The following is a 12,338-nucleotide window of genomic DNA, read 5'->3' on the forward strand; positions in this document are numbered from 1 at the left end:
GACGAGCACGTAGTACCCGTGCCCGGCCAGTTCGTGGGCCAACTCCCGCAGCACGGGCCGGATGCCGAAGCCGTCCGCGTACATCAGCACCCCTGCGAACGACGCGGGCCTGGTCGTACCGCCGGCGCGCTCGCGCAAGGCCGCCGCCGCCCGGGTGGTGACCGATCTGCGGGCCCGCGCCGCCGATGCGCCGGCGCACACCCCCGCGCCGCCGCGCAGCGAGCAGTTGAGGCTGTCCGGCGACATCACCTACCACCTGCCCGGCCCTTCGCTGCTCAAGAAGGGCCCGCCGGCCAAGGCCCGCAGCAAGGCCAACGACGACGTGGTCGCCGCGCTGTCCAAGGTGTTCGAACAGTTCAACGTGGACGCACAGGTCACCGGCTTCTCCCGGGGCCCGACGGTGACCCGCTACGTGATCGAGCTGGGCCCGGCGGTCAAGGTCGAGCGGATCACCGCACTCGCCAAGAACATCGCGTACGCGGTGGCCAGCCCGGACGTGCGGATCATCAGCCCGATCCCGGGCAAGTCCGCGGTCGGCATCGAGATCCCCAACACCGACCGCGAGATGGTCAGCCTGGGCGACATCCTGGCCTCGGAGACCGCGGCCGGCGACGCGCATCCGATGATCGCCGCGCTCGGCAAGGACGTCGAGGGCAACGACGTGGTGGCCAACCTGGCCAAGATGCCGCACCTGCTGGTGGCGGGTGCCACCGGCGCGGGCAAATCGAGCTGCATCAACGGCCTGATCACCTCGGTCATGATGCGCGCCACGCCCGAGGAGGTGCGGATGGTGCTGGTCGACCCCAAGCGGGTCGAACTGACCACCTACGAGGGCATCCCGCACCTGATCACGCCGATCATCACCAGCCCGAAGAAGGCCGCCGAGGCGCTCCAGTGGGTCGTGCGCGAGATGGACATGCGCTACGACGACCTGGCCAACTTCGGCTTCCGGCACGTGGACGACTTCAACGTCGCGGTGCGTGCGGGCAAGCTCAGGATGCCGCCGGGCAGCGAGCGCGAGGCGCAGCCGTACCCGTATCTGCTGGTGATCGTCGACGAGTTGGCCGACCTGATGATGGTTGCCCCGCGCGACGTCGAGGACCCGAGCGACCTGGTCGACACGACCCGCCGGCCGAGGCGGACGGCGCGTACGTCACGCCGCTGGTGCGCAAGCTGGCCGCCGAGCACAACGTGGACCTGGGCTCGATCGCGGGCACCGGCATCGGTGGTCGGATCCGCAAGCAGGACGTGCTGGAGACGGCCCGCAAGCAGCAGGCGGCCCAGGCCGCCGCCGCGGCATCGGCTCCGGCCGCCGCCCCGGCCGCGCCCGCCGCCAAGGCTTCGGCCGCGATCGAGCCGTCACCGCTGCGCGGTCGGACCGAGAAGCTCTCGCGCATGCGTACGGTGATCGCCAAGCGCATGGTCGAGTCGCTGCAGACCTCGGCCCAGCTGACCACGGTCGTGGAGGTGGACGTCACCAACATCGCCCGCCTGCGCGACCGGGCCAAGAACGACTTCGTGGCGCGCGAGGGCGTCAAGCTGTCGTTCATGCCGTTCTTCGCGAAGGCGGCCGTCGAGGCGCTCAAGATCCACCCGGTCCTGAACGCGTCGATGGACCTGGACGCCGGCACCGTGACCTACCACGACGCCGAGCACCTGGTGATCGCGGTGGACACCGACCGCGGCCTGATGGTCCCGGTCATCCACAACGCGGGCGACCTGAACATCGCGGGCCTCTCGCGCAAGATCTCCGACCTGGCCGAGCGCACCCGTACCAACAAGGTGAGCCCGGACGAGCTGGCGGGCGGCACGTTCACGCTGACCAACACCGGTTCGCGCGGCGCGCTGTTCGACACGCCGATCTTCCCGCAGCCGCAGGTCGCGATGCTCGGCACGGGCGCGGTCGTCAAGCGCCCGGTCGTGGTCAACGACCCGACGCTCGGCGAGGTCATCGCGGTCCGCTCGATGGTGTACCTGGCCCTGTCCTACGACCACCGCCTGGTGGACGGCGCGGACGCGGCCCGCTTCCTGCAGACGGTGAAGACCCGTCTCGAGGAAGGCGCCTTCGAGGGCGACCTCGGCCTGTAGGAAACACTGCGGTGGGCACGTTGCGAAGGCGGCCCGGACATCCCGTCCGGGCCGCCTTCGGCATTTCCGCGGCCCGGTGGGCAAGGATGGCGGTATGCGCATCGCCGTCACCGGTTCGTCCGGCCTCGTAGGGTCCGCCCTCGTCCGCTCGCTGACCGCCGACGGGCACCGGGTGGTCCGGCTCGTCCGCCGGGCCCCCGGCGGACCGGACGAGGTCCGCTGGGACCCGCACGCGGGCACCGTGGACACCGCCGCACTCGGCCCGGTGGACGCGGCGGTACACCTGGCCGGCGCGGGCATCGGCGACAAGCGCTGGACGGCCGCGTACAAGCGCGAACTGCGCGACAGCCGGGTCCTGGGCACCGCGGCCGTCTCACGCGCGTTGGCGGCCCTGGAACCCGCGCCGCGCGTACTCCTGTCCGGTTCCGCGATGGGCTTCTACGGCGACACCGGCGACCGCGAGGTGGACGAGTCCTCCCCGGCCGGCAGTGGCTTCCTGGCCGACCTGTGCACCGAATGGGAGGCCGCCACCGCACCCGCCGTGGAGGCCGGCATCCGGGTCGCCCACCTGCGCACCGGCCTGGTGATGTCCCGTTCCGGCGGCACGCTGAGCCGAATGATCCCGCTGGTCAAGGCCGGTCTGGGCGGCCGGCTCGGCTCGGGCCGGCAATACTGGAGCTTCATCTCGCTCGCCGACGAGGTGGCCGCGATCCGCCACGCCCTCGACCACCCCGAACTCGCCGGCCCGATCAACCTGACCGCACCGCACCCGGTCACCAATGCCGAGGCGACCAAGGCACTGGGCAAAGCCCTGCACCGCCCCACCGTCCTGGCCGTACCCGCCTTCGCCCTCCGCACCGCCCTCGGCGGCTTCGGCACCGAAATCCTCACCGGCCAACGCGTCCTCCCCAAGGCCCTCCTCACCTCCGGCTTCACCTTCCAGCACCCCACCATCGAAACAACCATCACCGCAGCCCTGGCCGACTGAGATCATCCTGACCAATCCCGTCGACCAGCTTCATGGTCCCGACCCTTGCAGCGATCAGGATGCGACTGTCAGGGCAGCTTCCACAGTCGGACGGCTTCCTGGGCGGCGCCGGGACCGCCACGGAGCGCGGACGTGGCTGCGGCGAGAGTCTTGCCGTCGGGACTGAACACCAGCGATGGCACGGACGCCATGTAGGCGGTGAGGGTGGCGGTCTTGGTCTGAGTGGAGGGCTTCCACAGCTCAAGGGCGCCGTTGTTGTCGCCGCTGGCGAGGGTCCTGCCGTCGGGGCTGAACGCCACCGACGTCACTCTGCGGGAGGAGGGGTTCGTGAAGATCACGGCTTTGGCGGACATGGTGCGGGCATCCCACAACTGGACGTTGGGAACAGTCGCGGTGGTGTAGTAGCGGGAGTCATCGCCGCTGCCGCAGGCCAGGGTCTTGCCGTCGGGGCTGAACGCCAACGAGAACACCTGCCCGGTGGAGCTGTGGAGCGTGGCGGTCGTGGTACGGGTCGCGACGTCCCAGAGGAGGACGTTCTCGTCGTATTTGCTGTCGCCGGACCTGCGACCGCCGCAACTGGCGAGGGCCTTGCCGTCGGGGCTGAACGCCACGGACGGCACGCCGCCGGTGTGACCGGTCAACGTGGCCGTGTTCGACCCTGTTGCGAGGTCCCACAGTCGGGCGGTGCTGTCGTCGCTGCCGCTGGCGAGTGTCCCGCCGTCGGGGCTGAACGCCAGGCAGTTCACCGTGTCGGTGTGCCCGGCGAGGGACCCGAGGGCTCTCTTGGTGTTGAGGTCCCACAGGTGGATGGCGCCGCTTCGGCCGCCGATCGCAAGGGACTTGCCGTCCGGGCCGAGTGCCACGCGGCCGAAGCCGTCGGGCTCGGAGACGGCGCCGGTGGAAGTTCCGGTCTTGAGGTCCCACAGTCGAATTTCGCCCGCGCTGCCGCCGATGACGGTCTTGCCGTCGGGAGTGAACGCCACTGACGACACGGATTCGGTGTAGCCGCCGAAGGTGCGCCAGGGGGACAGGTCGACCGGGTCGTCGTCGTCGGCGAGGTGTAGTGCCAGGAGTGATCCGCCTGTTGCCGCCACCAGGGTGGATATCCCGCCGAGAACGACGGCACGGCGGCTCGGTCGGCGGCCCGGCCGCCGTGTCGGTTCACGAGGGGGTTGACGGCGCGTACGCGTGGCGGTGGCGTCGGGTCCTTGGGTGCCGGTGTCGTGTAGGTCGAGCGTCGCGCGCAGGCGCCGGGCTGCGGTCGCCGCGTCCGGGCGTGCGGAAGGAAGCTTGGTCAGCAGGGCGGCGAGGAGTTCGCCCAGCGGTCCCGCGTGCGGTGCCGAGGGCGGCGGTCCCGTCCGGATGGCCTCGCTGATCTCGGTCCATGTCCGGCCGGGGTAGGGCGGATGTCCCTCCACGGCGGCGTACAGCGTCGCGCCGAGGGCCCACAGGTCGGCCGGCGCCTCCGCCTGGTCTCCGGCCAGTTGTTCCGGGGCCATGAACCGCGGGGTGCCCATGATGACGCCGACACTGGTCAACGGGCCCGAGGCGTCGAGGATCCGGGCTATGCCGAAGTCCGTGATGACGGTGCGATCCCCGTCCATCAGGACGTTGTCGGGCTTGAGATCCCGGTGGACGATCCCGGCGGCGTGCGCGTGCGCAAGCGCGTCCGCGACATCCGCGCCGAACGCGGCGACCCGTCCACGATCGAGCCGGCCCTCGTGGGCGATGAGCGCGGCGAGGGATGGCCCGGGCAGTAACTCCATGACGATCCACGGCACCCCCTCGTGCAGCGTCACGTCGTGGACGGTGACGATGCCGGGGTGACGCAGCCGGGCCGCGGCCTGTGCCTCGCGCACGGTCCGGGCGATCTGCCGCTCGCGCGCCGTGCTCGGCAGGTCGTCCGACAACAGGACTTCCTTTACCGCGACTTCGCGGTCGAGGCGCTCGTCGCGACCGCGCCAGACCCGGCCCATCGCGCCCGCTCCGACTGCTTCAAGCAGTCGGTAGCGTCCATCCACCAGCAATCCTGCGACCCCCGTCATGGCGATCACCCTACGACAATGCACCCCAGCCGACGGTCGACGACGACCTGCAGCCCGGGGCCGGCCGTCTGTCGACCGGCACGTGCCCAGCGGTCCAAGTCGGCACTCTGGCAGGGAGTCGGTCCGTGACGGGACCGGCTCCCGTGGCCGGTCCCGTCACCACACGTAGGTACCGGCGAACATTCCGTCGAAGCCGAGGCTAGCGAGGGTGGTGGCGAGTGCGGGCCAGGCGGGGTCGATGAGGATGCGTGTGGCGTGGGCGGGAAGGGTGTGGCGGACCGTGTCGGCGAACCGCTCGGCCGTGTCCGGGCCGGGGGTGCGTCGTGCCGCCTCGGCCAGGTGGCGACCTGTGCGTAGGCGGCGCGTAGCCGGGCGAGGGCCCACCGGCGGCTTCGGCCTGTTGTTCGTGTTCGCGTTGCTGGTGCCGGCGGACGGCCGGGACGGCGACCAGGACCATCGTCGACAGCAGGGTGCCCAGCACCGCGCCGTCGGCGGTTCCGGCGTGGGCGAGTTCCTTGACGATCGCGCGGAGCGTGGATGCCGTGCGCTGTTCGGCGCGTTGGCGACCATCGGAGCTCTGACCCCGTCCCCCTGGCTCTTCCCCGGCGGCCGACCCGGACGGCCGATCAGCACCGGGCAACCGACCAAGCGGCTCAACAACCTCGGGATCCACCCCAACCGGGCCCGCAACACCGCGCTGTTCCAACTCGCCACCGAGATCCCCGCCGCGATCCTCGCCCGTACCCTGGGCATCCACACCGATGTCGCCGTGGCCTGGCAACGACTTTCCGCGGGCGACTGGGCTACCTACGCAGCCCGAGTCAGCGCGCGGACAAGCGCCGCCAAGGAGTCCTCATCATGACCGCACGTCCCTACGACGCCGTGCTCTGCGACATCGACGGTGTCCTTCGGCACTGGCCCACCGCCGATGGCCTCGAAAGTATCCATGGACTCCCCGCAGGCGCACTCGCAGCAGCGGCCTTCGCGCCGGCCCGCCTGCACCCGGCGATCACCGGGGAGATCACCGACGAGCAATGGCGCTCTGCGGTGGCCACAGACCTCGCTGAAATCTGTGGGTCGATGGACCGGGCCCACGCCGTGGTCACCGCCTGGTCCGATCTGGTGCCACGCGTCGATCACGAGGCCGTATCCCTTCTCGCCCGGGCCCGCACGGTCGCAACCGTGGCCCTGGTCTCCAACGCGACAACCCGGCTGGAGCGGGATCTGGCTCGGCAAGGGCTCGCCGACCTCGCCGACACCGTGGTGAACACCTCCCGCATCGGCGTCATCAAGCCTGATCCGCGCGTCTACCTCATGGCCGCCGCACGGGCCGGCGCCCCCGTCCACCGCTGCCTGTTCGTCGACGACACCGCCGCCAACGTCAAGGCGGCCCGCGAGGTGGGGATGACTGCCCTCCACTACCGGCGGATCGAAGATCTCCGCGGTGCCCTCGCGCCACTCCTCAGCGCACCACCGGACACACAGCGCACATGATCGGCAGGGGCATTCGGACAGTTCCGATATCCGACGTCACCAGCACACCTCATGCCTGCCGGCGAAGAGCGCACGAAGAAGGCCGTCGACCGCGCTCTTGAAGCAGCGGTCGACGGCCTTGTCCTTCGGGGGAGTGCCCTCGTTGTGCCCTCTCGGGCCGCTTAAGGGGTAAACCCGCAGGTCAGCGCCACCTCGACTTAAATGTCGAAGTAGAGCTCGAACTCGTGCGGGTGGGGGCGGAGGCGGACCGGGTCGATTTCCTTGGTGCGCTTGTATTCGATCCAGGTGTCGATCAGGTCCTGGGTGAACACGCCGCCTTCGAGGAGGTATTCGTGGTCGGCTTCGAGGGCGTCGAGGACCTCGGCGAGGGTGCCGGGGACCTGGGGGACGGCCTGGTGCTCGTCGGGGGCCAGCTCGTACAGGTCCTTGTCGACCGGCTCAAGCGGCTCGATCTTGTTCTTGATGCCGTCGAGGCCGGCCATCAGCTGGGCGGCGAAGGCCAGGTACGGGTTGGCCGACGGGTCCGGGACGCGGAACTCGACGCGCTTGGCCTTCGGGTTGCTGCCCGTGATCGGGATACGGATGCAGGCCGAGCGGTTGCGCTGCGAGTAGACCAGGTTGACCGGTGCCTCGAAGCCCGGGACCAGACGGTGGTACGAGTTCACCGTCGGGTTGGTGAAGGCGAGCAGCGACGGGGCATGCTTGAGCAGGCCGCCGATGAAGTAGCGGGCGGTGTCGGACAGGCCCGCGTAGCCCTGCTCGTCGTAGAAGAGCGGCGTGCCGTCGGTCCACAGCGACATGTGGCAGTGCATGCCCGAGCCGTTGTCACCGAAGATCGGCTTCGGCATGAAGGTCGCGGTCTTGCCGTTGCGCCACGCGACGTTCTTGACGATGTACTTGAACAGCATCAGGTCGTCGGCCGCGGCCAGCAGCGTGTTGAACTTGTAGTTGATCTCGGCCTGGCCGGCGGTGCCCACCTCGTGGTGCTGGCGCTCGATCTCCAGGCCCGCGGCCTCGAGCTCCAAAGAGATCTCCGCGCGCAGGTCGGCGAAGTGGTCGACCGGCGGGGTCGGGAAGTAGCCGCCCTTGTAGCGCACCTTGTAGCCGCGGTTGTTCTCCTCCGCACCGGTGTTCCAGGCGCCCGCCTCGGAGTCGATGTGGTAGAAGGACTCGTTCGCGCCGGTCGCGAAGCGCACACTGTCGAACACGTAGAACTCGGCCTCGGGGCCGAAGTACGCCGTGTCGGCGATGCCGGTGCCGGCGAGGTAGCGCTCGGCCTTCTTCGCGACGTTGCGCGGGTCGCGGCTGTACTCCTCATCCGTCAGCGGGTCGTGGATGAAGAAGTTGATGTTGAGCGTCTTGTCCTTGCGGAACGGGTCGAGTCGCGCCGTGGACAGGTCGGGGCGAAGCGCCATGTCCGACTCGTGGATCGCCTGGAAGCCGCGGATCGAGGATCCGTCGAACGCCAGCGTCTCACTCGGGTCGAACGTCTTCGCCGGGACCGTGAAGTGCTGCATCACGCCAGGCAGGTCGCAAAAACGAACGTCGACGAACTTGACGTCGTTGTCGGCGATGTATCGCGACACCTCATCGGCGTTGTTGAACATCAATCCTCCTCGACCCGGCGCCAGGCGCGGGTAGTTGCGTTCGCGGGGAGCGGCCTCCTCCCCGGTGGCCACTAGGCCTCGAAGGTAGGCGGGAGCGGTTTCCCGTCGGTGTCCCTCGTGTTTCCGGGATGTTACGCACGCACCCGTACGGTCTAGCCCGTCTTGCCTGGATGCATGCCCATGATCAACGTGCTCACGCACACCCCGGGGCGGGTGAATCGGCCCGGCTCGTCTACTTTGGAAGGGTGGACGAGAACACGACCGCATCGCGGAACCAGGCCCCCGGGACGGCGGGCGAAGACTTCGGCTACCGCGGCAAGCGTCTCGGGCTGCCCGAGGACGGGCCCAACTCGCCGGCGCCGACCGGGCGCAGGCTGATCGCCCTGCTCATCGACTGGGGCATCTGCTACATCATCGCGCTGTCGTTCCTGGGCGGCGGCGACCTCAACGACCCCGGGACGAGCTGGGGCACCCTCGTCCTGTTCGCCGCCGAGAACCTGCTCCTGGTGAGCACGATCGGCTGGACCTTCGGCAAGCGCATCATGGGCATCCGGGTGGTTTCGGTCACCCGCGACACCCTGTTGCCGCTCGCGGTCGTGGTGCGCACGTTCCTGCTGTGCCTGGTGATCCCGCCGGCGATCTACGACCGGGACGGGCGCGGCTTCCACGACAAGGCGGTCGGCACCGCAGTGGTGCTCGCGTAGGCGGCAGGCACCGCGGTGGCGCGTGCGCAGTTCGTAACACGACGAGTGCGGGTGACGCACAACGAAAGACAACGGAAAGAGCGGCGGCGATCCGGTTCGGATCGCCGCCGCTCTCGTGATCGGGTGGGGACGGGTGTTGCGGTCGCGTCGCGCGCGGTGGGTGTACCGCCGGAGGGTCAGCCGCGCGGGCCGCGCGGCATGCGCGCGCCCTTGGGCATCGGGCCCTTGGGCACCGGCATGTTCTTCATCAGATCGCCGACCGCGCGCAGGCGGTCGTTGACCACCGCGACCTCGGGCTTGGCCATGGTCGGCGTCAGCTTCATGATGTGCCGTTGCAGCTTGAGCAGCGGGACCTGACCCTCGTCGTTGCCGACGATGATCGTGTGCACCACGGTGCTCGCCACCAGGCGGGACATACGCTTCTTCTCATCGGCCAGCAGTCGCGTCACGCGACCGGGCTGGCCCTCGCCCACCAGGATGATGCCGGGGCGACCCACGGCGCGGTGAACGACATCCTGCTGGCGGGTGATGGCCACGGTGGGGGTCACGACCCAGCCACGCTTGAGTGACTGCATGACCGCCAACGCGGCGCCGGGCTGGCCCTCCATCTGGCCGAGCACCGACTTCTCGGCTCGTCGTCCGAAGATGAAGGCCGCCGCGAGCAGACCCACGAGGGCACCGAGGATGCCCAGGTAGATCGGATGTCCCCACCAGAAGCCGATGGCCAGGAGTACTGCGAATACGCCCAGGCCCCAGGCCGCCACAATCAAGCCGACCCACGGATCGGCCTTCTTCGTCTGCTGGTAGGCGAGCCGGATCTGCTTCAGCCGGCCGCTCTTCTCGGATGGTTCCTTGCTCGCCATATGAAAAGGATACTGGCGTGTCGTCCACCCCGGACAATGGCTGCCGACAGCTTGTCCGAACCTTCATGCGAGCGGCGCAACGGTACGGCCGTCCGACCGAAGGTGAACCTGCGGTGAACGGCCGTACGGCGCAACGCGTGTCAGTGCGAGCCGGTACCCGGGGCCGGGTTGACCGGGGCGAGCCGGGCCAGGATGTCGGAGGCCTCGGCGCGGGCGCGGGCACGATTGCGGTCGGCACAGACAGCCGCCCACGCGTTGCGTCGTGCGGTGCGCTGACCGCCCTCGAACATCAGCACGGTCTCGACGGCCCGGAAAACTCGGCCCACGGTCGCCCGGCGGACCGCGAAGCCGCGATCGAACGCGCCTCGCAGCACCGAGGCGTTGCCCTGCTGCGTGTCCTGCATGACGTCGTCCCCCTACCTGTTCTGGTGCGAACGTTCAGCGCACTGCGGTCGACTCTCGCAACAATGTGTTACCAAATGATGACGTCAAGGTCAAACCGACGTGAAAGTCTGCATACCTTCACCCGAAGCGGAGCGGGATTCGCGCACCTCGAGTGCCTGGCGGTACAGCCGGCCCGCGCGGTACGAGGAGCGGACCAGGGGGCCGGAGAGCACGCCCGCGAAGCCGATCTCCTCGGCCTCCTCGTTCAGCTCGACGAACTCCTCCGGGCGCGCCCAGCGCTCGACGGGGTGGTGCCGCACGCTCGGCCGCAGGTATTGCGTGATGGTCAGCAGCTCGCAGCCGGCGTCGTACAGGTCCTGCATGGCCTGGCTGATCTCGGCGCGCTCCTCGCCCATGCCCAGGATCAGGTTGGACTTGGTGACCAGGCCGTCGGCCCGGGCCTGGGTGATCACGTCGAGCGAACGCTCGTAGCGAAAGCCCGGTCGGATGCGCTTGAAGATGCGCGGCACCGTCTCGATGTTGTGCGCGAGCACCTCGGGACGGGACGAGAACACCTCGGCCAGTTGGTCCGGCTGCGCGGTGAAGTCCGGGATCAGCAGCTCCACCCCGGTGCCCGGGTTCAGCTCCTTGATCCGGCGGACCGTCTCCGCGTACAGCCACGCGCCGCCGTCCGGCAGGTCGTCGCGGGCGACGCCGGTGACGGTCGCGTACTTCAGGCCCATCGCCTGGACCGACTCCGCGACGCGGCGCGGCTCGTCACGGTCGAGCTCGGCCGGCTTGCCGGTGTCGATCTGGCAGAAGTCGCAGCGCCGGGTGCACTGGTCGCCGCCGATCAGGAAGGTCGCCTCGCGGTCTTCCCAGCACTCGTAGATGTTGGGACACCCGGCCTCCTCGCACACCGTGTGCAGCCCCTCGCGCTTCACGAGTTGCTTGAGCTCGGTGTACTCGGGGCCCATCTTCGCCCGGGTCTTGATCCACGAAGGCTTGCGCTCGATGGGAGTCTCGGCGTTGCGGACTTCCAGGCGAAGCAGCTTGCGGCCGTCGGGTGCGACAGCGGACACGCGCGACTCCCTATGCTCGGGGCAGCCTGCGGGGCGGGACAGACTGCGATGGGCCCGACAGGATGATCCGGGCCCGTGGTGGGGCGGTACGTCCAGAGTACGCCGAGGGATTCGGGCCTTCGGACGGCCCATCCGGTGGCAACCGGGACGAACCCGGGTGGATTCCCCGGATGTCGGATTCGGCTGTGAGGCGTGCGTCACGCGGGCGGCGCGGTCCGCATCACGCGGAGCGCGAGGCGGGCGTCACGCGGTCCGCGACCGGCGCCTCACACGGACACGTGCGCGAACACGTCGGCCAGGTGCTTCTCGGCCAGCGGCAGCACCTCGGTGACGGTGACCTCGCGGCCCAGTTCGCGGCTCAGCGAGGTGACGCCGGCGTCCTTGATGCCGCACGGCACGATCCGGTCGTAGTACGTCATGTCCGCGTCGCAGTTGATCGCGAAGCCGTGCATGGTCACCTTGCGCGAGACCCGGACGCCGATCGCCGCGAGCTTGCGGTCGTCGCCGCGCTGGCCCGCGTTGGACGGGGCGTACTCCGGCCCGGCCAGGCGCGGGTCGAACTCCGGGTGCAGGCGCGGGTCGGGACCGGCCGCCAGGCGGCTGTCCAGGCGCAGGTCGAGCCCACCGACCGGGGCCGGACTCGGCGACACCGCGTCGCCCAGCACCCAGACGCCGCTGCGACCCTCGATCCGGGTGGTCTCCAGGCCCAGATCGGCGCAGAGCCGGATCAGCGCCTCCTCCATCCGGCGCACGTGCGCGACCACGTCCACCGGCTCGGGCAGCCGCACGATCGGGTAGCCGACGAGTTGGCCGGGGCCGTGCCAGGTGATCTTGCCGCCCCGGTCCACGTCGACCACGGGGGTGCCGTCCATCGGGCGCTCGGAGGGGTCCGTGCGGCGACCGGCCGTGTACACCGCGGGGTGTTCGAGGAGCAGACACGTGTCTGGGGATTCGCCGCTCACCACCTGCTCGTGGACGCGGCGCTGCTCCTCCCAGGCGGCCTCGTACGGAACGGCGGCGTCGCCGAGGCCCAAGTGCACGAATCGCAAGAAGCTGGTCACGTCCGACAGCGTACGACGGGCT

At 69.8% G+C, this 12,338-nt stretch carries 10 protein-coding genes and 3 pseudogenes; 6 read left to right on the top strand and 7 right to left on the bottom strand.

All coding sequences use genetic code 11. The features are described from left to right. Positions 1–246 (bottom strand): annotated as a pseudogene (locus tag ABZS54_RS23645) (hypothetical protein); the annotation flags it as partial. Between ABZS54_RS23645 and ABZS54_RS23650 the strand changes: the two are divergent. The 3 genes and pseudogenes from ABZS54_RS23650 to ABZS54_RS23660 all read left to right on the top strand — a co-directional run. After that, positions 209–1,102 (top strand): annotated as a pseudogene (locus ABZS54_RS23650) (DNA translocase FtsK); the annotation flags it as partial. The pseudogenes ABZS54_RS23645 and ABZS54_RS23650 sit on opposite strands and share 38 nt — an antisense overlap. Beyond that, positions 1,090–2,088: pseudogene (gene sucB, locus ABZS54_RS23655) on the top strand (2-oxoglutarate dehydrogenase, E2 component, dihydrolipoamide succinyltransferase); the annotation flags it as partial. The pseudogenes ABZS54_RS23650 and sucB, both read left to right, overlap by 13 nt. A 94-nt stretch (positions 2,089–2,182) precedes the next feature. Beyond that, positions 2,183–3,076, top strand: coding sequence for a TIGR01777 family oxidoreductase (locus ABZS54_RS23660; RefSeq protein ID WP_355539435.1), 894 nt, complete (start codon positions 2,183–2,185; stop codon positions 3,074–3,076). Between the two features lie 68 nt (positions 3,077–3,144). On the opposite strand, the gene ABZS54_RS23665 is transcribed toward ABZS54_RS23660, so the two are convergent. Next, positions 3,145–5,121, bottom strand: a complete 1,977-nt coding sequence (locus tag ABZS54_RS23665) for a serine/threonine-protein kinase (protein ID WP_355539438.1) — start codon at positions 5,119–5,121, stop codon at positions 3,145–3,147. 349 nt (positions 5,122–5,470) lie between these two features. Between ABZS54_RS23665 and ABZS54_RS23670 the strand changes: the two genes are divergently transcribed. After that, positions 5,471–5,983, top strand: coding sequence for a hypothetical protein (locus ABZS54_RS23670; RefSeq protein WP_355539441.1), 513 nt, complete (start codon positions 5,471–5,473; stop codon positions 5,981–5,983). Continuing rightward, positions 5,980–6,615: an HAD-IA family hydrolase gene (locus ABZS54_RS23675; protein WP_355539444.1), complete on the top strand. Its 636-nt coding sequence runs from the start codon at positions 5,980–5,982 to the stop codon at positions 6,613–6,615. Before ABZS54_RS23670 ends, ABZS54_RS23675 begins: the two co-directional genes overlap by 4 nt. A gap of 197 nt (positions 6,616–6,812) precedes the next feature. On the opposite strand, the gene glnA is transcribed toward ABZS54_RS23675, so the two are convergent. Continuing rightward, entirely contained in the window at positions 6,813–8,222 is a 1,410-nt protein-coding gene (gene glnA / locus ABZS54_RS23680) for a type I glutamate--ammonia ligase (RefSeq protein WP_355539447.1), read from the bottom strand. A 245-nt stretch (positions 8,223–8,467) separates the two neighbouring features. On the opposite strand from glnA, the gene ABZS54_RS23685 reads away from it, so the two are divergent. Further along, positions 8,468–8,926, top strand: coding sequence for an RDD family protein (locus ABZS54_RS23685; RefSeq protein WP_355539450.1), 459 nt, complete (start codon positions 8,468–8,470; stop codon positions 8,924–8,926). A 176-nt stretch (positions 8,927–9,102) separates the two neighbouring features. Here ABZS54_RS23685 and ABZS54_RS23690 read toward each other — a convergent pair whose 3' ends face one another. The 4 genes from ABZS54_RS23690 to lipB all read right to left on the bottom strand — a co-directional run bounded on the left by ABZS54_RS23690 (position 9,103) and on the right by lipB (position 12,316). Beyond that, on the bottom strand, positions 9,103–9,789 hold the full coding sequence (locus ABZS54_RS23690; protein WP_355539453.1) for a DUF4191 domain-containing protein: 687 nt from the start codon (positions 9,787–9,789) through the stop codon (positions 9,103–9,105). A gap of 140 nt (positions 9,790–9,929) precedes the next feature. Then, complete coding sequence (locus ABZS54_RS23695) at positions 9,930–10,193, bottom strand: hypothetical protein (protein WP_355539456.1); 264 nt, start codon at positions 10,191–10,193, stop codon at positions 9,930–9,932. 90 nt (positions 10,194–10,283) lie between these two features. Beyond that, positions 10,284–11,255, bottom strand: a complete 972-nt coding sequence (lipA, locus tag ABZS54_RS23700; RefSeq protein ID WP_355539459.1) for a lipoyl synthase — start codon at positions 11,253–11,255, stop codon at positions 10,284–10,286. Between the two features lie 266 nt (positions 11,256–11,521). After that, positions 11,522–12,316 carry a lipoyl(octanoyl) transferase LipB gene (gene lipB, locus ABZS54_RS23705; protein WP_355539462.1) on the bottom strand — a complete coding sequence of 265 codons (795 nt, stop codon included), beginning with the start codon at positions 12,314–12,316 and terminating at the stop codon, positions 11,522–11,524. Positions 12,317–12,338 lie beyond the last annotated feature (22 nt).

Source organism: Embleya sp. NPDC005575 (assembly GCF_040605455.1).
In the GTDB taxonomy this organism is placed as follows: Bacteria; Actinomycetota; Actinomycetes; order Streptomycetales; family Streptomycetaceae; genus Embleya.